Genomic DNA, 20,767 nt, shown 5'->3' with positions numbered 1-20,767 from the left:
ATCCGGCATGGTATGAATAAAAAATCCCCGCAATTGCGGGGATTTTTTATTGGCAGGTTATTCCCACTCTTGCAGATAACGCTGCCCATACTGGTCAGCGACCAGCAATGCGGCATACACCTGATCCGGCGTTGCGCCGCCAGGCATGTTGTGGATGGTTTCGCCTTCAGCACAGGCAGCCTCTGCCACAATGCGCATTTTCGCCGGGATATCCTGTTTGATATCCAGTTGCGCCAGGGTAATCGGCAACCCAACGGAATGACAGAGTGCCGCCACGGTTTCGATTTCATCGACCGGCGCGTTTTCCAGCACCAACTGCGTTAGCGTACCAAACGCCACTTTCTCGCCGTGGTAGTAATGATGCGCATCCGGGATCGCCGTCAGGCCGTTATGAATGGCGTGAGCCGCTGCCAGACCACCGCTTTCAAAACCGACGCCGCTAAGATAGGTATTGGCTTCAATAACGCGCTCCAGCGCAGGCGTAACCACGTGCTGCTCGGCTGCCAGCATCGCTTTTTCACCTTCTTCTATCAACGTATTAAAGCACAGCTCAGCCAGTGCCAGCGCCGCCTGGGTGCACTGACCGCCCGCCATGGTGGTTGCGCCGCTGCGTGAACAGGCACGCGCTTCGAACCAGGTCGCCAACGCATCGCCGATGCCTGCGGCTAACAGACGTGCCGGTGCTCCCGCAACAATTTTAGTATCAACAATGACCCTGTCCGGGTTGTTCGGCAGTAGCAGATAGCGATCGAATTCACCCGCATCGGTGTAAATGACGGACAGCGCGCTGCACGGTGCATCGGTAGAGGCGATGGTTGGCGCAATGGCGACAGGTACGCCCATAAAGTGCGCCAGCGCTTTGGCGGTATCCAGCGTTTTCCCGCCGCCAATACCGAGTACTGCGCCACACTGCGCTTTTTCCGCCACGCCGCGCAAACGGTCGATTTCGTTTTGCGAACATTCGCCGCCAAAAGGCGCGATCTCCAGTGCCAGTCCGGCATCCTGGAAGCTTTTTTCCAGTGCGGACTGGGCGAAGCCTAAGACAAACTTGTCCCCAACAACCAGCCAGCGTGCTGCCAGTGGTTTGAGGTAGCTGCCAAGACGGGTAATAACATCGGCACCCTGGATGTACTTACCAGGTGATTGAATAATGCGATCCATACTTTATTTCCCTCACAGGTTGATGTGACCAAATGCGTTGTTCCAGTCCTGCTCAAACTTCTCTATTGCTGACTCTACCGCAGGGGTATTGAGCATTTGTTGCGCTACGTCTAAGGGCAGGGTAATTGCTTCACATCCTGCCAGTAAGCAATCGAGCGCCTGACGCGGGGTTTTAAAGCTGGCCGCCAGTACCATGCTGTTTGGCGCATGTAGTTCCAGTAGCGTTTGCAGTTCCTGTACTGTGCGGATCCCGTCGCCGCCCTGAGCGTCAATGCGGTTAACGTATGGCGCGATATATTTTGCGCCAGCCAGCGCGGCCAGTAGACCTTGCGAAGCACTGTACACGGCGGTTCCCAGGGTGGTGATACCCTCTTTTTTCAGTAACCTGATGGCGGCCAGACCTTCAGCAGTAACGGGGATTTTCACTACGATACCCGGTACGGCATTGCTCAGACGTTTGGCTTCTTCCACCATCCCCTGCGCGTCGCGGCTCATGGTTTGGGCAAAAAGAATGCCCTCTTCGCCAATGGCGTTTTGCAGGCGCGGCAGCACATCCCAGATGGATTCTTTGCTTGCCGCCACAATGCTTGGGTTAGTGGTGACCCCCGCGATAGGGAAGATACGGGCCAGACGTTCGACTTCCGCGACGTTGGCGGTATCAAGGTAAAGTTCCATACAAAACATCCTCTTAATTTTGCGTGAGCAGCCCGTTGCCGGAATGCGTTGTTGTGCACAGGATAAGAGTGTTTCGCCGCATCGCGCTATCTGACAAATCTGTCAAAAGCTGGATAAATGTAATGTATCGACAAAAGTGAGACTTACTTCACATGTCAGTTGCAGGTGGGGTTTATTAAGGTAATGTGGGTTATGAGCTCATTTTTTATATTACAAAAATCCAGTTAATATTATTTTTGTCTTCTTTATTGCTGATGGATCGCTTTTTCCGTCAACTGGCTGTGATATTGCCGACGATATTCTGAGGGGGAACGTTCGGTATTCTTGCGAAACAGGCGGCAGAAGTAGTTGCTGTCAACAAACCCACAGGTGTGCGCCACGTCTTTGATCTTCAGCTCGTAACCCTTCAGTAGCGTCTTCGCGTGTTCAAGTCGCGTGTGGTTCAGGTATTCGTTAAAACCGATTGCGCCCGTTTTTTGAAACAGGTGGGAGAGGTAATTGGGCGAGATGTAGAACGCTTGCGCCACCGATTCTCGGGTCAGCGGTGAAGCGTAGCGTTCGTCAATATAGTCGCGAATGGCTTCGAACAGCGCCTGACTGCGCGACGCGGTCTGTATTTGGCTGCCGAGCAGATCGCGACAGTGGCTCAGCAAGCTCGCGACGATTAGCCTGGCCGTTTGCTGCTCCTGCGGCTGCATCTGTATTTCATTAAGCGTTTGCAGCAGGAAAGAGCCAATACGCGGTCCACGCCGTGCGACATGCTGCCTGGCGAGGTTTTGATATTGCTTGCCGTCCCACTGAACGACGTTGAAACCCAACTGCTGCTTGCTGAACAGAATGCTGAGCGTGGTGACCGGTGTGAGCCATTGCGGAAAGTTCCAGCCGCCGGCCGGAACGAACAGGACATCGCCAGGTAGTAACGTCGCGACTGCGCCGGTAATACCCTGATCGGTGAGATCCCCTTCCAGCACAATCTCCAGCCGGGGAAAATCAACCTGATATGCCAGTTCCGGCGTTGAGCTACTGGTGCTGGCAAAGTAAATCTGGCGCAGCGGTGTAGGGCCGTTAATCAGGCGGGCGAGAAGATGGCTGATGTCGTGATACATGTTAATCCCTTGCAGGCAGCAGACAGGGAGAACAGTAACCGCCATCATAAAAAAAGGCCACTCTTAAAGAGTGGCCTGTGTAGGATTATTGATTACCGATTTGATCGCCGTAAGGCAAGGTATCGTAATCAATCAGGGCATTCTTCTTGTATGGATTGCCAATCCAGCGAGTCGTCTCTTTAAACTGTGGGCTGGTAATGGCACGCGTTGGATCGAAGCCATCGTAAGTGAAGCCCGCTAAATCAGACCAGGTATGGATTAGCTCTGAGCTGCTGTATTTACGATTCACATCCTGTGAGAAATCCCGAGGGTGCGCGGCCTGCCATTTTTCCGAGGTCCACAATAAGAACGGCACCGTATACATATGGCGTGTCGGATTGTCTTCATTACGGCCCTGCGTTTTATGCGGCGGCGTGTCGTACACCTCTTCACCGTGATCGGAGAAGTACAACAGGAAACCGTTCGGATCGGTCGCTTTGTAGTCTTTGATCAGGCTGGCAATGATGTGGTCATTGTAGACATTCGCGCTGTCGTAATCGTTGTAGGCTTCCAGCTCATCATTACCCAGGCCAGGGGGAACATTGTCGATATTGTTGTCGAACTTGCCCTGACTATCCGGATAACGGAATTTATACTTAATATGGGTACCCAGCAGGTGAACAATAATGAATTTTTTCGGCGCCGGGTCGGCCAGGACTTCTTTAAATGGCGCCAGCACATTGCTGTCATACTCGCGTGCGCTTTGCGTACGCTGCTGGTTCATATAGAACTGCTTATCTGTCTGCTTAGAGAATACCGTCAGCATGGTGTTGCGGGCAGTCATTGTCTGCTGATTGGTGATCCAGAAGGTTTTATAACCCGCCTGTTTCATCATGTTCATCAGGGATGGCTGGGTCAGATACAGATCCGGGTTCTTCTCGTTGGCAAAGGTCAGCGCCTGCTGCAGGATTTCAATGGTATACGGACGTGAGGTCACGACATTATTGAAAACGGTGAAGTTAGGATCGGTTTTATGCAGCGCATCCAGTTCCGGTGTGGTTTCACGCGGGTAACCATACAGGCTCATACGACCACGCTGCGTTGACTCACCAATCACCAGCACTAATGTGCGTGGCGCGTCACCGGAATGGTCTTTAAAGTTGGCCAGCGGAGGCAGGGCATTGTTTTCATTCAGCAGGCTATTGAGCGAGGTCAACTGCTGGCGATACTGATAATACCCGGAGATAAATTGCCATGGCGCGGCGGGCTCCATACGCGAAGCGAGACCATCCAACGTTTTTTCAAACGGTTTATGTTTGATGAACGTGTTAACCGCCATTGGGTGCAGAATCAAGCCATATAACAGCGCAAACGACACCAGATAGCGCCAGGGCGATGGAATATGAACAGGGCGCAGACGCGTCCACAGCAGAATCGCCATTGCCGTATACGCCAGCGCGATTAACACAATCTTCAGACTGAAATATTGGCTCAGATATTCGCTGGCTTCGTTCGCATTGGTTTCGAACATTACGTACAGAACGCTTTGCGAGAACTCTTGCCCGTAGATGACGTAATAGCTCAGAGCGGCCAACGAGGCAGCCCATAGCATGACACCAATAACGGCAGCAATAATACGGATACGGTTTGGAAATAAAAATACCGGAATCAACCACAGCGAACTGAATAGCAAGGAGTCGCGTAAACCGGTAGATCCGCTGTAGCCGCTAAAGTAGATAACGGCCTGCAGTAATGAGGAAAAAAACCAAAAATAGAGGAGCGCCCAACCCAGGGCTTTCCAGCTAAATGCAGGTTTAGACTGGGGTTGTAAGGATTGCATAGTGTGAGCCTGTCTTTAATCGTGTCGCCAAGAGTAGCGGGTAAATATTAAGAGGAACTGAAGCGTCGCGATGTTAAAAAACGCGTTTTGTTGATGATCCATTCATTAAATGAATAAATTCAGGCGGGAATATATTGAAAATGAAGCTGTTATAACAGCGATTTTTGATGTCGCCTTCGCGCAATAGCACGAAGGCGACGGGAGGGGGACGTTAGCCTGTATTGCGCATACCGGCAGCAACACCTGCGATGGTTACCATCAGCGCTTGTTCAACGCGTGGGTCCGGCGCCTTGCCTTGCTCTTCCGCCAGGCGCGAGCGGTGTAACAGCTCTGCCTGTAAAACGTTCAGCGGATCGGTATAAACATTCCTTAACTGGATGGACTCGGCAATCCACGGCAGGTCGGCCATCAAATGTGAGTCATTGGCAATCGCCAGCACGACGTCGATATCTGCTTCCAGGCGCTGACGCAGTTCTTCGCCGAGCGGCCACAACTCTTTTCTGACCAGACGTTGATCGTAGTATTCAGCCAGCCACAGGTCTGCTTTAGCGAAAACCATTTCCAGCATGCCAAGGCGTGTGGAGAAGAATGGCCAGTCGCGGCACATTGCTTCGAGTTCGCTTTGCTTACCGTCTTCCACCACTTTTTGCAGCGCGGTGCCTGCCCCCAGCCATGCCGGGAGCATCAGGCGGTTCTGCGTCCAGGCAAAGATCCATGGAATGGCGCGCAGAGACTCTACCCCACCAGTCGGGCGGCGTTTTGCCGGACGTGAGCCGAGCGGCAATTTACCCAGTTCCTGCTCTGGGGTTGCGGAGCGGAAGTAAGGGACGAAGTCTTTGTTTTCACGTACATATCCACGGTAGAGCTCACACGAGATATCAGAAAGCTCATCCATGATATGGCGCCAGTTATCCTTCGGCTCTGGCGGCGGTAACAGGTTGGCCTCAAGGATGGCTGCGGTATATAGCGACAGGCTGCTGATGGTCACTTCCGGCAGGCCATACTTAAAGCGGATCATCTCACCTTGTTCCGTCACGCGCAGGCCACCTTTCAGGCTGCCTGGCGGTTGAGAAAGCAGTGCGGCATGCGCAGGCGCGCCGCCGCGGCCAATGGAACCACCGCGGCCATGGAACAGCGTCAGCTCGATGCCGGCTTTTTCACACGTTTTGATCAGCGCGTCCTGAGCCTGATATTGCGCCCAGGAGGCCGCCATCACCCCCGCGTCTTTTGCGGAGTCAGAGTAGCCAATCATGACCATCTGTTTGCCCTGAATAAAGCCGCGGTACCAGTCAATATTCAAGAGCTGGGACATGACGTCATCAGCATTGTTGAGGTCGTCCAGTGTTTCAAACAGCGGCGCCACCGGCATAGCAAAACCGATCCCGGCTTCTTTCAGCAGCAGATGTACGGCCAATACATCGGACGGCGTTTTCGCCATCGAGATAACATAGGCGGCAATGGAGCCATACGGAGCTTCGGCAATGACGCGGCAGGTGTCGAGCACTTCGCGGGTGTCATTGCTTGGTTCCCAGTTACGTGGCAGAAGCGGACGCTTGGAGTTCAGTTCGCGGATCAAGAAAGCCTGTTTATCCGCTTCTGACCAGTTTTCGTAGTCGCCAATGCCCAGATACCGGGTCAGTTCGCCCAGCGCTTCAGTGTGGCGGGTGCTTTCCTGACGAATATCAATACGTACCAGCGGCACGCCGAAACATTTCACGCGGCGCAAGGTGTCGAGCAGTTCGCCATTGGCGATGATGCCCATGCCACAGGCTTGCAGAGACTGGTAACACGCGTACAGCGGATCCCAGAGCTGTTCGTTTTGGGTGAGAAGGCCGGCAGGTTTCGGTAATTTCTCGCCTTTCAGGCGGGCTTCCAGCCAGGCTTGAGTTGCCATCAGACGTGAACGCAGGGTTTTCATCAGATAACGGTATGGTTCTGCTGCGCCTTCTTCGCCGACCAGCGCCAGCAGTTCCGGCGTGGCATCCACCATCGACAGTTCAGAGATCAGAAACTGAATGTCTTTCAGGAACAGGTCGGTGGCTTTCCAACGGCTGAGCAATAGCACGTGACGGGTGATATCCGCCGTCACGTTCGGGTTGCCGTCACGGTCGCCGCCCATCCAGGAGGTAAAGCGAACCGGAACAAAATCAACGGGCAGTTTATAACCCAGATTCTCTTCTAACTGTTCGTTCAGCTCGCGCAGATAGTTCGGCACGCCTTCCCACAGGCTGTTTTCGACCACGGCGAAGCCCCATTTGGCTTCATCAACCGGGCTTGGGCGTATCTTGCGGATCTCATCCGTATGCCAGGACTGGGCAATCAACTGGCGCAGACGGCGCATCAGTTGATGGCGTTCATAATCGACGAGATCTTTGTTATCAAGCTGTTTGAGACAGGCGTTTACTTCACCCATTTTATGGATCAACGTACGACGGGTGATTTCTGTCGGGTGGGCAGTCAGAACCAGCTCCAGGGAGAGTGACTCCACGGCTTTTTTGATGGTGGCTTCATCGAGATTGGGCTGGTCTTTCAATTTACGAAGAGTGCGAGCAATCACTTCCGGGTTGCTGGCTGCTTCGCCTTTGGGCGAAATGCTGTGGTATTGCTCGGCGGTGTTGGCCAGGTTCAGGAACTGGCTAAACGCACGGGCAACCGGCAGCAGTTCGTCGTTAGACAGGTTTTGCAGCGTCGTAAGTAGCTCCTGGCGATTGACTTCATTGCCAGCGCGGGATGATTTGGACAGCTTACGGATTGTTTCTACGCGATCAAGAATGTGCTCTCCCAGCGCATCCTTAATGGTCTCTCCCAGCACTTTGCCGAGCATACTGACATTACTACGCAACGCGGAATATTGTTCGTTCATATTTACCCAGACACCCCATCTCTTTTGTAAATGTCCTGTATCTTTCGCGCCGCCGTCAACACTGCTGCAACGTGAAATTTTTCGGACTTAATTTTTTTGCCGTCTTTTATAAAGCCACGTAAAACTCGTGACGTCAATTGCTGCGAAATCGGTTCAGCAAACGAAAAAATGGCGGGAATTTACGTTATTTAATTCACATCGGATCAAATAAGCTGTGCTTATGAAAATGTTAATAAATGACCTTGCTCGCCGCTGAAGGATGAGCAAGGTTATAAACGATTAATGCCAGCAGAAATGATGCACAACCTGGGTGATCAATTCGCGAGTTGGCTTAATGAAGCGTGTTTCCAGGTATTCATCTGGCTGATGTGCCTGATTAATGGAGCCTGGGCCCAACACCAGCGTCGGGCAAAGCGTCTGGATAAACGGCGCTTCAGTGCAGTAGTTCACCACTTCCGTTTGCGCTCCCAGCAGTTTTTCGACGACTTCAACCAACTGATGGTCTGGCGGACACTCATAGCCAGGAATAGGCGGATGCAGTTCCGACACCGTCAGGCGACCCGGCCAACGCTCGCTGACAGGGGCCAGCGCATCGTTAAGTAAACCATTAAGATCGTTGAGCGTCATGCCGGGCAGCGGGCGAATATCCATATGCAGCTCGCAGCAGGCGCAGATTCGGTTGGCGGCGTCACCACCGTGGATATGACCCAAATTTAACGTCGGGTACGGAACGGTAAAAGCGTCATGGTGATAGCGTTCTTTCAGGTCATCGCGCAGAGTCATGATATGGCCGATAGCATCATGCATGAGTTCAATCGCATTGACGCCACGCGCTGGATCGCTTGAGTGACCCGACTGCCCCAAAATGCGAATTGCATTAGAGATATGCCCTTTGTGCGCACGCACCGGCTGCAGGGAGGTGGGTTCGCCAATGATCGCGCAGTCTGGGCGCAGAGCGGTGGTTTCAGAAAAGTAGCGCGCCCCCGCCATGCTGGTCTCTTCGTCGGCAGTGGCCAAAATGTAGAGGGGCTTTTTCAGCTTCGCTACGTCGACGTCGCGCAGCGCGTCGAGGATAAACGCGAAGAAGCCTTTCATATCTGCCGTACCCAGGCCGTAGAGCTTATTGTCATGCTCTGTCAGGGTGAACGGATCGCGCGTCCAGCGTCCGTCGTCAAACGGCACGGTATCGGTATGACCCGCTAACAACAGACCGCCAGCCCCTTGTCCAATGCTCGCCAGCATATTGAATTTATTGCGCGTATCGGGGACCGGCTGAACCTCTACATTGAAGCCTAAATCTTTGAACCAGCCCGCCAGCAGAGTGATTAAACCTGCATTGCTTTGATCCAGTGCTTCTTCGGTGGCGCTAATCGATGGCGTGGCAATCAGAGCGCGGTAAATCTCGATAAATGGCGGTAAATTGTTTTTCATTGTTGACACACCTCGGGTCATGATAGTATCAATATTCATGCAGTATTTATGAATAAAAATACATTAACGTTGAGCGTAATAAAACCCACCAAGTGTAAGGTGAGGTGATAAAGGCTTATACCTGGCAACAGAATCTAAGAAGGTGAGCTGCCCCGATGTTGAATACGCTGATTGTGGGCGCCAGCGGCTATGCCGGCGCAGAGCTTGTGACCTATGTAAATCGCCATCCTGATATGAACATAACCGCTTTGACCGTCTCAGCGCAAAGCAATGATGCAGGAAAACTCATCTCCGATTTGCATCCGCAGTTGAAAGGCATTGTCGATTTACCGTTGCAGCCAATGTCGGATATCAGCGAGTTTAGCGCAGGGGTGGACATTGTGTTCCTCGCCACAGCGCATGAGGTCAGTCATGACCTGGCCCCGCAGTTTCTGCAGGCCGGATGTGTGGTGTTTGATCTTTCAGGCGCGTTTCGTGTTAACGATAGCGCGTTCTATGAAAAATATTATGGCTTTACCCATCAGCACCCCGAACTGCTGAAGCAAGCGGTGTACGGTCTGGCGGAGTGGAGCGCAGAGCAACTGAAAGAAGCGAATCTGGTTGCCGTACCGGGTTGTTATCCGACGGCGGCGCAGTTGTCGCTGAAACCACTGATTGACGGCGGACTGCTGGATCTCAGCCAGTGGCCGGTGATTAATGCGACCAGCGGCGTCAGCGGGGCAGGCCGTAAAGCGGCTATCTCGAACAGCTTTTGCGAAGTGAGCCTGCAGCCCTATGGCGTGTTTACCCATCGTCATCAGCCGGAAATCGCAACTCACCTCGGCGCGGAAGTGATCTTCACTCCGCATCTGGGGAACTTCCCGCGCGGAATTCTGGAAACGATCACCTGCCGTCTGAAAGCGGGCGTAACCCATGCGCAGGTGGCCCAGACACTGCAACAAGCCTATGGCGATAAACCACTCGTACGTCTGTACGACAAAGGCGTTCCGGCTCTGAAGAATGTGGTGGGCTTACCGTTTTGTGACATCGGGTTTGCCGTGCAGGGAGAGCATCTGATCGTGGTGGCTACCGAAGATAACTTATTAAAAGGCGCGGCGGCACAGGCGATGCAGTGCGCAAATATCCGTTTCGGCTTTGCTGAAACGCAGTCTCTTATTTAAGGGTGCAACAATGAATCCATTAATTATCAAGCTGGGCGGCGTTTTACTGGATAGCGAAGAGGCGCTGGAGCGACTGTTTACCGCACTGGTGAATTATCGTGAGTCGCATCAGCGTCCGCTGATTATTGTGCACGGCGGCGGCTGCGTGGTTGATGAGCTAATGAAGCAGTTGAATCTGCCGGTCAAAAAGAAAAACGGCCTGCGCGTTACTCCTGCCGATCAGATAGACATTATCACTGGCGCCCTGGCGGGTACGGCGAATAAAACCTTACTGGCCTGGGCGAAAAAACATCAAATCGCCTCTGTGGGCCTATATCTTGGCGATGGCGACAGCGTAAAAGTGACGCCGCTCGATAAAGAGCTGGGTCATGTTGGACTCGCGCAACCGGGTTCGCCTAAGCTAATTAACACGCTGCTGGCAAGCGGTTTTCTGCCGGTAGTCAGCTCCATTGGCGTCACTGAAGATGGACTGCTGATGAACGTTAACGCCGATCAGGCGGCAACAGCGCTGGCGGCAACGTTGGGTGCGGATCTGATCCTGCTCTCAGACGTGAGCGGTATTCTGGATGGTAAAGGTCAGCGTATTGCCGAAATGACCGCCGCGAAAGCGGAGCAGTTGATCGACCAGGGGATTATTACCGATGGCATGATCGTGAAGGTCAATGCGGCGCTGGATGCCGCGCGCACGCTGGGCCGCCCGGTGGATATCGCCTCCTGGCGTCATGCAGAGCAACTCCCGGCGTTGTTTAACGGCACGCCGATCGGTACCCGTATTCTGGCTTAAGTATTTGTATGCCCGATGGCGGCTACGCCTTATCGGGCCTACGTGAACAGAACCTGTAGGCCGGATAAGCGTAGCGCCATCCGGCATTGAAATTAAAAGAATTTAAGGAAGCATGTTATGGCACTTTGGGGTGGGCGTTTTACACAGGCAGCAGATCAGCGGTTCAAACAGTTCAACGACTCGTTGCGTTTTGACTACCGCCTGGCAGAACAGGATATTGTCGGCTCTGTGGCCTGGTCCAAAGCGTTGGTAACGGTCGGCGTACTGAGTGCCGATGAACAGCTGCAACTGGAAGAGGCGCTGAACACGCTGCTGGAAGAGGTGCGTGCCAACCCGCAACAGATCCTGCAAAGCGATGCCGAAGATATTCACAGTTGGGTGGAAGGTAAGCTGATTGATAAAGTCGGCCAGCTTGGTAAAAAACTGCATACCGGGCGTAGCCGTAATGATCAGGTCGCGACCGACCTTAAACTGTGGTGTAAAGACACGGTTATTGAATTACTCTCTGCCAACCGTCAGTTGCAAAGTGCGCTGGTGGTGACGGCGGAGAATAACCAGGACGCCGTTATGCCGGGTTACACCCACCTGCAACGTGCGCAGCCGGTGACGTTTGCTCACTGGTGCCTGGCCTATGTCGAAATGCTGGCGCGTGATGAGAGCCGTCTGCAGGATGCGCTTAAGCGTCTGGACGTCAGTCCTCTGGGCTGCGGCGCGCTGGCGGGTACGGCATATGAAATCGATCGCGAACAACTGGCCGGCTGGCTGGGCTTTGCTTCGGCAACGCGCAACAGTCTGGACAGCGTTTCCGATCGTGACCACGTGCTGGAGTTACTCTCCGACGCTTCTATCGGCATGGTGCACCTGTCGCGTTTTGCTGAAGACCTGATTTTCTTTAATACCGGTGAAGCAGGCTTTGTCGAGCTGTCCGATCGAGTGACCTCTGGTTCATCCCTGATGCCGCAGAAGAAAAACCCGGATGCGCTGGAATTAATCCGTGGTAAATGCGGTCGCGTGCAGGGTGCGTTGACCGGGATGATGATGACCTTAAAAGGCCTACCGCTGGCGTATAACAAAGATATGCAGGAAGACAAAGAAGGGCTGTTCGATGCGCTCGACACCTGGCTGGATTGTCTGCATATGGCCGCGCTGGTGCTGGATGGCATTCAGGTGAAACGTCCGCGTTGTCAGGAAGCGGCGCAGCAGGGTTATGCCAACGCTACTGAGCTGGCGGATTATCTGGTAGCGAAAGGCGTGCCGTTCCGCGAAGCGCACCACATTGTGGGCGAAACGGTGGTTGAGGCGATTCGTCAGGGCAAACCGCTGGAATCGTTGTCGCTGACCGACTTACAGAAGTTCAGTCCGGTCATTGGCGATGACGTTTACCCGATCCTTTCTCTACAATCGTGTCTGGACAAACGTGCGGCGAAAGGCGGCGTGTCGCCACAGCAGGTCGCACAGGCGATTGATTACGCGAAGGCGCGTCTGGCGTAACTTTTGTCTTTGTAGGTCTGATAAGCATAGCGCCATCAGGCAAACAGTGATCAGAGCCTGGCATCTCGCCGGGCTTTTTTATGCACAAAAAATGCGGACGCAAGGTCCGCAAAAGTTCACGTTGGCTTTAGTTATTTCGAGTATGAGAGAAACTCTCTAAACGGACAGTAGCTTCAAGGGTTAAAGGGGTACCGTTCCGTTTCTGTGGTGCATTATTAAACAGAAAGCTTGATAGGGATAATCGTTCGTTGCTATGCTACCTATCGCTACGAACTATCGTGGCGATGGAGGATGAATAATGAATATTCGTGATCTTGAATACCTGGTGGCGCTTGCCGAACATCGTCACTTCCGACGGGCGGCAGACTCCTGCCACGTGAGCCAGCCAACGCTGAGCGGGCAGATCCGTAAGCTGGAAGATGAGCTGGGCGTCATGTTGCTGGAGCGTACGAGTCGCAAAGTGCTGTTCACTCAGGCAGGTCTGCTGCTGGTGGATCAGGCGCGCACCGTGCTGCGCGAGGTCAAAGTGCTCAAGGAGATGGCAAGCCAACAAGGCGAGACGATGTCTGGCCCGCTGCATATTGGTTTGATCCCAACGGTGGGGCCATACCTGCTGCCGCATATTATTCCTATGTTGCACCAGACCTTCCCAAAACTGGAAATGTATCTGCATGAGGCGCAGACGCATCAGCTGTTGGCGCAACTGGATAGCGGTAAGCTCGACTGCGTGATTCTGGCGTTGGTGAAAGAGAGTGAGGCATTCATCGAAGTACCGTTATTTGATGAGCCTATGATGCTGGCGATCTATGAAGATCATCCATGGGCAAACCGTGACTGTGTACCGATGTCCGATCTGGCGGGTGAAAAACTGCTGATGCTGGAAGACGGCCACTGCCTGCGCGATCAGGCCATGGGCTTCTGCTTTGAAGCAGGTGCTGATGAAGATACCCATTTCCGGGCAACCAGTCTGGAAACGCTGCGCAATATGGTGGCGGCAGGTAGCGGTATTACGTTACTGCCTGCGCTGGCTGTTCCGTCGGAGCGCAAGCGTGATGGTGTTGTCTATCTGCCATGCATTAAGCCAGAACCGCGCCGCACGATTGGCCTGGTGTATCGTCCAGGTTCGCCGCTGCGCAGCCGTTATGAACAGCTGGCAGAGGCCATCCGTGGATCAATGGATGGCCATTTCGACAGTGCGTTAAAACAGGCGGTTTAAGCCATTTAGCGCCGCTACCCGATAGGCTTCCGCCATGGTTGGGTAGTTAAAGGTGGTGTTAACGAAGTACTCGATGGTGTTACCACCACCTTTTTGCTCCATTATCGCCTGACCGATGTGAATAATTTCAGCCGCGCGTTCCCCAAAGCAGTGGATCCCCAGAATCTCTTTGGTTTCGCGATGGAACAGAATCTTCAACGTGCCGACACTCATGCCCACGATTTGCGCACGTGCCAGATGTTTAAACTGGGCGCGGCCAACTTCGTATGGGACTTTCATCGCCGTAAGCTGCTGCTCGGTTTTACCAACGGAGCTGATTTCAGGAATGGTATAAATCCCGGTTGGGATATCTTCGATCAGATGCGCGGTGGCTTCGCCTTTCACCAGTGCCTGGGCGGCAATGCGTCCCTGATCGTAGGCCGCCGATGCCAGACTCGGATAGCCGATCACATCCCCTACGGCATACACGTGCGGCAGTGCCGTCTGGTACATGCTATTCACTTTGAGCTGCCCACGGCTGTCGGTTTTCAGACCAATATTTTCCAGCGCCAGCGAATCGGTATTACCGGTGCGGCCATTGGCGTACAGCAGACAGTCAGCCTTCAGTTTTTTACCGGATTTCAGGTGCATGATGACGCCGTCATCGCAACCTTCAATCTTCTCGTACTCTTCGTTGTGGCGAATAACCACACCGCTGTTCCAGAAGTGGTAAGAGAGCGAGTCGGACATCTCTTGATCAAGGAACGCCAGCAGACGATCGCGGGTGTTGATTAAATCAACTTTGACGTCCATTCCACGGAAGATCGACGCATATTCACAGCCAATAACCCCTGCGCCATAAATCAGAACGTGGCGAGGTTCGTGGTGCAGACTCAGGATGGAGTCGCTGTCATAAATGCGGGGATGCGAAAAGTCGACGTCAACAGGGCGATAAGGGCGTGAACCGCAGGCGATCACGAACTTATCCGCGGTCAGCGTTTCCACCGTGCCGTCGTGGCATTCCAGGGCGATAGTGTGTTCGTCAACAAAACGGGCATTTCCCTGCAAAATCTCGCAGTGATTACGCTCGTAAAAACCTTGCCGCATGCGCGTTTGCTGATTAATCACGTTATCAGCATGGTTGAGAATATCGGCGAAGGAAGAACGGAGAAGTCGGGAATGGTCGCTGTAAAGTGGGTTCTGATTGAATTCAATAATACGGCTGACGGCGTGGCGGAGTGCTTTCGACGGGATGGTGCCCCAGTGGGTACAGCCTCCGCCGACGTTATGATAGCGCTCAATCACCGCGACGCGCGCTCCCTGTTTAACCAGACCCATTGCAGCGCCTTCGCCGCCGGGACCGGAACCTATTACTATTGCATCGTAATCGTAGGAATGTGACATGGTCAGGCTTACCTGTTCTTATACATAAAAGCAACAGAATAGTAACATCGTTGTCGGGATAACCCAATTATCGTTGTGCTTTTTTGCGAAGTCGAAGCACAAACTGCGCGTAAACAATCATTAACAAAGCCATGCCAACCGCCTAATCTCTGGTATAGTGCCAGCAAGGTATGTGGAAGGATTCAGACATCGTGATGGGCGTTAGAGCGCAACAAAAAGAGAAAACCCGGCGTTCGCTGGTAGAGGCTGCATTTAGTCAACTCAGTGCTGAGCGTAGTTTTGCCAGTCTCAGTTTACGAGAAGTTGCTCGTGAAGCGGGCATTGCGCCAACCTCGTTTTATCGCCATTTCCGCGATGTGGATGAGCTCGGGCTGACGATGGTGGACGAAAGTGGTCTGATGCTGCGTCAGTTGATGCGTCAGGCGCGTCAGCGTATCGCCAAAGGTGGGAGTGTGATCCGTACCTCGGTCTCAACATTTATGGAATTCATCGGCAACAATCCCAACGCCTTCCGTTTATTATTGCGCGAGCGTTCGGGAACCTCCGCAGCGTTTCGTGCAGCGGTCGCACGTGAAATTCAGCACTTCATTGCGGAACTTGCGGACTATCTGGAACTCGAAAACCATATGCCCCGTGCGTTTACTGAAGCGCAGGCCGAAGCCATGGTAACGATTGTGTTCAGCGCCGGGGCAGAAGCACTGGATGTTGGCGCTGAACAGCGTCGACAGCTGGAAGAGCGGCTGGTATTGCAACTACGCATGATTGCGAAAGGCGCATTTTATTGGTACCGCCGTGAACAAGAGAAGATGACGCACCACTCCGAGTAACGAGAAGGACGAGCAATGAAACAGTCAGGTCAAGATAAAGGTACGCTGCTGCTGGCGCTGGTTGCTGGCTTATCGATCAATGGCACATTTGCGGCGCTGTTTAGCTCCATTGTGCCATTCTCAGTATTCCCGATTATTTCGCTGGTGCTGACGGTTTATTGTCTGCATCAACGCTATCAGAACCGCACCATGCCTGTGGGGCTACCAGGCCTGGCCGCCGCCTGTTTTATTCTCGGTGTTCTGTTGTACAGCACCGTGGTACGCGCTGAATATCCGGATATTGGTTCTAACTTCTTCCCGGCGGTACTGTCGGTGATTCTGGTGTTCTGGATCGGCGTTAAAGTGCGTAACCGTAAGCAGGAAATTGCGGAATAATATTTGTAGGCCGGGCAAGCCCGGCCAGGACATCACTTACTTCGCGGTCAGTAACACGCCACACTCCATATGGTGCGTATACGGGAACTGATCGAACAGAGCCAGACGTGAAACATTGTGCGTCTGGCTTAACGTTTCCAGATTCTTACACAGCGTCTCCGGGTTGCAGGAGATGTACAGAATCCGCGGATACGCCTGTACCATTTTCTCCGTTTCGCTGTCCAGACCGCTACGCGGTGGGTCAACGAAAATGGTTTCACACTGGTAGCTCTTCAGATCGATCCCCTGCAAACGGTTGAACTCGCGAACCCCATTCATCGCCTGAGTAAACTCTTCTGCCGCCATGCGGATAATTTGTACGTTATCAATATGGTTAGCCGCAATGTTGTACTGGGCAGCCGCCACGGATGGTTTGGCGATTTCAGTCGCCAGCACGCGGTTGAAATTTTGCGCCAGCGCTAATGAGAAGTTGCCATTACCGCAGTACAGCTCAAGCAGGTCGCCCTGGGAATCTTTGGTGACATCAATCGCCCATTCCAGCATCTGAATATTCATCGCGGCATTGGGCTGGGTGAAGCTGTTCTCAACCTGGCGGTAGATGATCTCTTTACCTGCGACCGGCAAGCGTTCGTCAATATAGTCCTGGTCCAGCTCGATTTTGGTTTTGGTAGCCCGGCCAATCAGATGCACGTTCAGGTTTTGCGCACGCAGCGCGTCCCGTAGCGCTTCGGCTTCATGACGCCATTCGTCATCCAGCTTTTTATGGTACAGCATCGAGACGACCGCTTGATCGCTCAGGGTGGTGAGGTAATCAATCTGGAACAGTTTGTGGCGCAGGACACGGTTGTTGCGTACCCCTTCAATCATTGCCGTCATCAGCGTGTTGATAAGCTCGCTGGCCGCCGGGAAACTGTCGACGCGAATACGGCTTTTCGTCTGTTGATCGAACATGATGTGGTACAGGTCATCACCGTCATGCCACAGCCGGAATTCGGCACGCATACGGTAGTGACTGACCGGTGAGCGAAACACTTCCGGAGCCTGTGCATAAAACGGTGTCATTAAGCTCTGCAGACGCACCACTTTTTCAGCTAACTGCGCGTCGTACTGTTCTGTCGGAAGATGTTCGGGGGTCATGATGCGTCCTGAAAAATAAAAGTACGCGGGGATTGTAGGGATTGCTCAACAGATGTCCAGTCATTGATGATTTCCGATATTGTGATACACAGTCTGGACAGTGGGTTGTAACAAACTGTAGCATCCGTTTTCCGGTCCTGTGAGTTAAAAGGGAATCCAGTGTGAATCTGGAGCTGACGCGCAGCGGTAAGGAAGGTAGGAGATGAGCGCACCTGGTGCAGACACTGCGGCTTGCCGTGGGAAGTCATCGTCTCTTTAAGTCGCCTCCAAGCCCGAAGACCTGCCGGCTAACGTCGCATCTGGTTTTCATCATCGCGTACTATCGGTGGGACCTGCGGCATCCTTCTTATATTGTGGATGCTTTACAATGATTAAAAAATCGTTGCTGTGGACGGCGCTTTCCGTCACGGCATTTTCTGGTTGGGCACAGGATGCTAGCCCAGATACTCTCGTCGTCACTGCCAACCGTTTTCAGCAGCCGCGTAGCGCAGTACTTGCTCCTATCACCGTTGTTACGCGTCAGGATATCGATCGCTGGCAATCCACCTCCGTGAATGATGTGCTTCGTCGCTTGCCAGGCGTGGATATCGCCCAATACGGTGGTATGGGACAAAATTCGTCTATTTCTATTCGCGGCACCAACGCCAGCCATGTTCTGGTGCTGATTGACGGTGTGCGTCTGAACCTGGCAGGGGTTAGCGGCGCAGCCGATCTTAGCCAGTTCCCGGTATCGTTGGTACAACGTATTGAGTACATTCGTGGGCCGCGTTCGGCTATTTATGGTTCTGATGCGATTGGCGGCGTGGTGAATATCATTACGACGCGCGAAAAGCCGGGGACGGAACTGACCGCTGGCGTGGGAAGCAATGGCTACCAGAATTACGATGTCTCAACCCAACAACAGTTAGGTGAGAATACGCGCGTCACGCTGATGGGCGATTATGCCTATACCAAAGGCTTTGATGTCGTGGCTTACGGTAGTACTGGCTCTCAGGCTCAACCCGACAAAGACGGCTTCTTAAATAAGACGCTATATGGCGCGCTGGAACACAACTTCTCTGACACCTGGAGCGGGTTTGTTCGTGGCTACGGTTATGATAACCGCACGAATTACGATTCGTACTATTCTCCGAACTCACCACTGGTCGATACCCGAAAACTCTATAGTCAAAGCTGGGATGCCGGACTGCGCTTCAATGGTGAAATTATCCAGTCACAGCTGGTTTCCAGCTATAGCCACAGTAAAGACTACAACTATGATCCGGATTATGGCCGCTATGACTCCTCGGCCACACTGGATGAGATGAAGCAATATAATGTTCAGTGGTCGAACAGTATGGTGGTTGGCCACGGTAATGTGGGCGCGGGCGTCGACTGGCAAAAGCAAACTACGGAGCCTGGCACCGCGTATGTCACGGACGGTTACGACCAGCGTAACACTGGCCTCTATCTCACCGGGTTGCAGCAACTGGGTGACTTTACCTTTGAAGGTGCGGCGCGCAGTGATGATAACTCCGAGTTTGGTCGCCATGGTACATGGCAAACCAGCGCCGGATGGGAGTTTATTGAAGGTTATCGCTTTATTGCCTCCTACGGTACTTCCTACAAAGCACCAAATCTCGGGCAGTTGCATGGCTATTACGGCAATTCGAATCTGGATCCTGAAGAGAGTAAGCAGTGGGAAGGGGCGTTTGAAGGGCTGACGGCGGATGTGAACTGGCGTTTGTCAGGATATCGCAACGATATCGATAACATGATCGATTACGACCCACATACCGAGAAATACTTTAACGAAGGCAAAGTACGTATTAAAGGTGTCGAAGCGACAGCAAACTTTGATACCGGGCCGCTGGCGCACACCCTGAGCTACGATTACGTTGATGCACGAAATGCGATTACCGATAAACCACTGGCGCGTCGTTCTAAACAGCAGGTGAAGTACCAGCTTGACTGGCAGGTATACGATTTTGACTGGGGCCTGACCTATCATTATCTGGGAACGCGTTATGACACGGACTTCGTCACCAATCAGCCGGTAAAAATGGGGGGAGTGAGCCTGTGGGATCTGACAGTGGCATATCCAATCACCTCACAGCTGACTGTTCGTGGTAAAATCGCCAACCTGTTCGATAAAGATTACGAGACAGTTTATGGCTACGCAACTGCAGGGCGGGAATACACCTTGTCTGGCAGCTACACCTTCTGATCCACGTCCCACCGTGCTGGTGTTTGATTCCGGCGTCGGTGGGTTGTCGGTCTACAATGAGATCCGCAGTCTCCTGCCGGATCTCCACTATATATACGCTTTTGATAACGTCGCCTTTCCTTATGGTGAGAAGAGCGAGGAATTTATCGTCGAGCGTGTTGTTGAGATTGTGACTGCGGTCCAGCAGCGCTATCCACTCTCTCTTGCGGTCATCGCGTGTAATACCGCAAGCACTGTGTCACTTCCTGCATTACGTGCGAAATTTGCCTTCCCGGTTGTAGGCGTCGTTCCTGCTATTAAACCGGCGGCGCGACTCACGGCGAATGGCGTTGTGGGACTGCTCGCTACACGTGCGACGGTGAAGCGGTCGTATACCCATGAGTTGATTGCGCGGTTTGCTAACGAATGTCAGATTGCGATGTTGGGGTCTGCCGAGCTGGTAGAACTGGCGGAAGCGAAGCTGCACGGCGAAACGGTCTCTCTGGAGGAGTTGCGCCGCATTCTACGTCCGTGGCTGCGGATGTCGGAACCACCCGACACGGTGGTGCTGGGCTGCACCCATTTTCCTCTATTACAGGAAGAGCTTTTACAGGTCCTGCCCGAGGGGACGCGACTGGTGGATTCGGGGGCCGCGATTGCGCGTCGCACGGCCTGGTTATTAGAACATGAAGCGCCCGACGCGAAATCAACCGATGAGAATGTCGCATTCTGTATGGCGATGACGACAGAAGCCGAACAATTATTGCCCGTGCTGCAACGTTATGGCTTCAAAACGCTCGAAAAACTGGCGGTTTAATCGGTTTTGATGAAAAAATGCGCACTCGGAAAATTATTTTGAATTTCCCCTTGTCAGCCTGAAATAACTCCCTATAATGCGCCTCCACTGACACGGAACAACGGATTACACACCGCCGGGTCAGCGGAGAAAAGCGTAAATAAACGCTTGACTCTGAAGCGGGATAGCGTAATATGCACACCCCGCGCCGCTGAGAAAAAGCGAAGCGGCACTGCTCTTTAACAATTTATCAGACAATCTGTGTGGGCACTCGAAGATACGGATTCTTGACGTCGCAAGACGAAAAATGAATACCAAGTCTCTGAGTGAACACGTAATTCATTACGAAGTTTAATTC

General features: G+C 53.0%; 16 protein-coding genes and 1 riboswitch. Of the genes, 8 read left to right on the top strand and 8 right to left on the bottom strand.

Going from position 1 to position 20,767, the window contains the following annotated elements; genetic code table 11:
- Window positions 1-57: 57 nt before the first annotated feature.
- The 6 genes from KQJ18_RS09830 to argE all read right to left on the bottom strand — a co-directional run bounded on the left by KQJ18_RS09830 (window position 58) and on the right by argE (window position 9,055).
- Window positions 58-1,161, bottom strand: a complete 1,104-nt coding sequence (locus KQJ18_RS09830; RefSeq protein ID WP_038636055.1) for a glycerol dehydrogenase — start codon at window positions 1,159-1,161, stop codon at window positions 58-60.
- 12 nt (window positions 1,162-1,173) lie between these two features.
- Window positions 1,174-1,836 (bottom strand): fructose-6-phosphate aldolase, encoded by a 663-nt coding sequence (fsa, locus tag KQJ18_RS09825; RefSeq protein WP_038636057.1) that lies wholly within the window; start codon window positions 1,834-1,836, stop codon window positions 1,174-1,176.
- 245 nt (window positions 1,837-2,081) lie between these two features.
- Window positions 2,082-2,942, bottom strand: a complete 861-nt coding sequence (locus KQJ18_RS09820) for an AraC family transcriptional regulator (protein ID WP_085049750.1) — start codon at window positions 2,940-2,942, stop codon at window positions 2,082-2,084.
- Between the two features lie 85 nt (window positions 2,943-3,027).
- Complete coding sequence (locus KQJ18_RS09815) at window positions 3,028-4,761, bottom strand: phosphoethanolamine transferase CptA (RefSeq protein ID WP_216421893.1); 1,734 nt, start codon at window positions 4,759-4,761, stop codon at window positions 3,028-3,030.
- 211 nt (window positions 4,762-4,972) lie between these two features.
- On the bottom strand, window positions 4,973-7,624 hold the full coding sequence (gene ppc, locus KQJ18_RS09810) for a phosphoenolpyruvate carboxylase (RefSeq protein ID WP_216421892.1): 2,652 nt from the start codon (window positions 7,622-7,624) through the stop codon (window positions 4,973-4,975).
- 279 nt (window positions 7,625-7,903) lie between these two features.
- Window positions 7,904-9,055: an acetylornithine deacetylase gene (argE, locus tag KQJ18_RS09805; protein WP_038636066.1), complete on the bottom strand. Its 1,152-nt coding sequence runs from the start codon at window positions 9,053-9,055 to the stop codon at window positions 7,904-7,906.
- Window positions 9,056-9,210: 155 nt separating this feature from the next.
- Between argE and argC the strand changes: the two genes are divergently transcribed.
- From argC to oxyR, 4 genes are all read left to right on the top strand, one after another.
- The gene (gene argC, locus KQJ18_RS09800; RefSeq protein WP_038636069.1) at window positions 9,211-10,215 is read left to right on the top strand and encodes an N-acetyl-gamma-glutamyl-phosphate reductase; all 1,005 of its coding nucleotides are present in this window, start codon (window positions 9,211-9,213) and stop codon (window positions 10,213-10,215) included.
- Window positions 10,216-10,225: 10 nt separating this feature from the next.
- Complete coding sequence (gene argB, locus KQJ18_RS09795) at window positions 10,226-10,999, top strand: acetylglutamate kinase (protein ID WP_038636072.1); 774 nt, start codon at window positions 10,226-10,228, stop codon at window positions 10,997-10,999.
- A 117-nt stretch (window positions 11,000-11,116) separates the two neighbouring features.
- Window positions 11,117-12,490, top strand: coding sequence for an argininosuccinate lyase (gene argH, locus KQJ18_RS09790; RefSeq protein WP_137350717.1), 1,374 nt, complete (start codon window positions 11,117-11,119; stop codon window positions 12,488-12,490).
- Window positions 12,491-12,788: 298 nt separating this feature from the next.
- On the top strand, window positions 12,789-13,706 hold the full coding sequence (gene oxyR / locus KQJ18_RS09785) for a DNA-binding transcriptional regulator OxyR (RefSeq protein ID WP_038636079.1): 918 nt from the start codon (window positions 12,789-12,791) through the stop codon (window positions 13,704-13,706).
- On the opposite strand, the gene sthA is transcribed toward oxyR, so the two are convergent.
- Window positions 13,689-15,089, bottom strand: coding sequence for a Si-specific NAD(P)(+) transhydrogenase (gene sthA / locus KQJ18_RS09780; RefSeq protein ID WP_032940238.1), 1,401 nt, complete (start codon window positions 15,087-15,089; stop codon window positions 13,689-13,691). The two genes, oxyR and sthA, sit on opposite strands and share 18 nt — an antisense overlap.
- A gap of 191 nt (window positions 15,090-15,280) precedes the next feature.
- On the opposite strand from sthA, the gene fabR reads away from it, so the two are divergent.
- Both fabR and KQJ18_RS09770 read left to right on the top strand, forming a co-directional pair.
- Entirely contained in the window at window positions 15,281-15,916 is a 636-nt protein-coding gene (gene fabR / locus KQJ18_RS09775) for an HTH-type transcriptional repressor FabR (protein ID WP_003028862.1), read from the top strand.
- A gap of 15 nt (window positions 15,917-15,931) precedes the next feature.
- On the top strand, window positions 15,932-16,291 hold the full coding sequence (locus tag KQJ18_RS09770) for a YijD family membrane protein (protein ID WP_038636082.1): 360 nt from the start codon (window positions 15,932-15,934) through the stop codon (window positions 16,289-16,291).
- Window positions 16,292-16,327: 36 nt separating this feature from the next.
- Here the strand turns inward: KQJ18_RS09770 and trmA are convergent, their stop codons facing one another.
- A complete protein-coding gene (gene trmA / locus KQJ18_RS09765; protein ID WP_150344487.1) occupies window positions 16,328-17,428 on the bottom strand; it encodes a tRNA (uridine(54)-C5)-methyltransferase TrmA in 1,101 nt (366 codons plus the stop codon).
- Window positions 17,429-17,543: 115 nt separating this feature from the next.
- A riboswitch (cobalamin riboswitch) is annotated at window positions 17,544-17,731 on the top strand.
- 64 nt (window positions 17,732-17,795) lie between these two features.
- On the opposite strand from trmA, the gene btuB reads away from it, so the two are divergent.
- A complete protein-coding gene (btuB, locus tag KQJ18_RS09760) occupies window positions 17,796-19,634 on the top strand; it encodes a TonB-dependent vitamin B12 receptor BtuB (protein ID WP_216421891.1) in 1,839 nt (612 codons plus the stop codon).
- Window positions 19,579-20,430 carry a glutamate racemase gene (murI, locus tag KQJ18_RS09755; protein ID WP_038636091.1) on the top strand — a complete coding sequence of 284 codons (852 nt, stop codon included), beginning with the start codon at window positions 19,579-19,581 and terminating at the stop codon, window positions 20,428-20,430. Before btuB ends, murI begins: the two co-directional genes overlap by 56 nt.
- Window positions 20,431-20,767: the final 337 nt, after the last annotated feature.

The organism is Citrobacter sp. S55_ASV_140 (assembly GCF_018919505.1).
GTDB lineage: Bacteria > Pseudomonadota > Gammaproteobacteria > Enterobacterales > Enterobacteriaceae > Citrobacter > Citrobacter werkmanii.
Note: the sequence above shows the minus strand (reverse complement) of the source record. Positions and strands in the feature narration are given on the sequence as shown.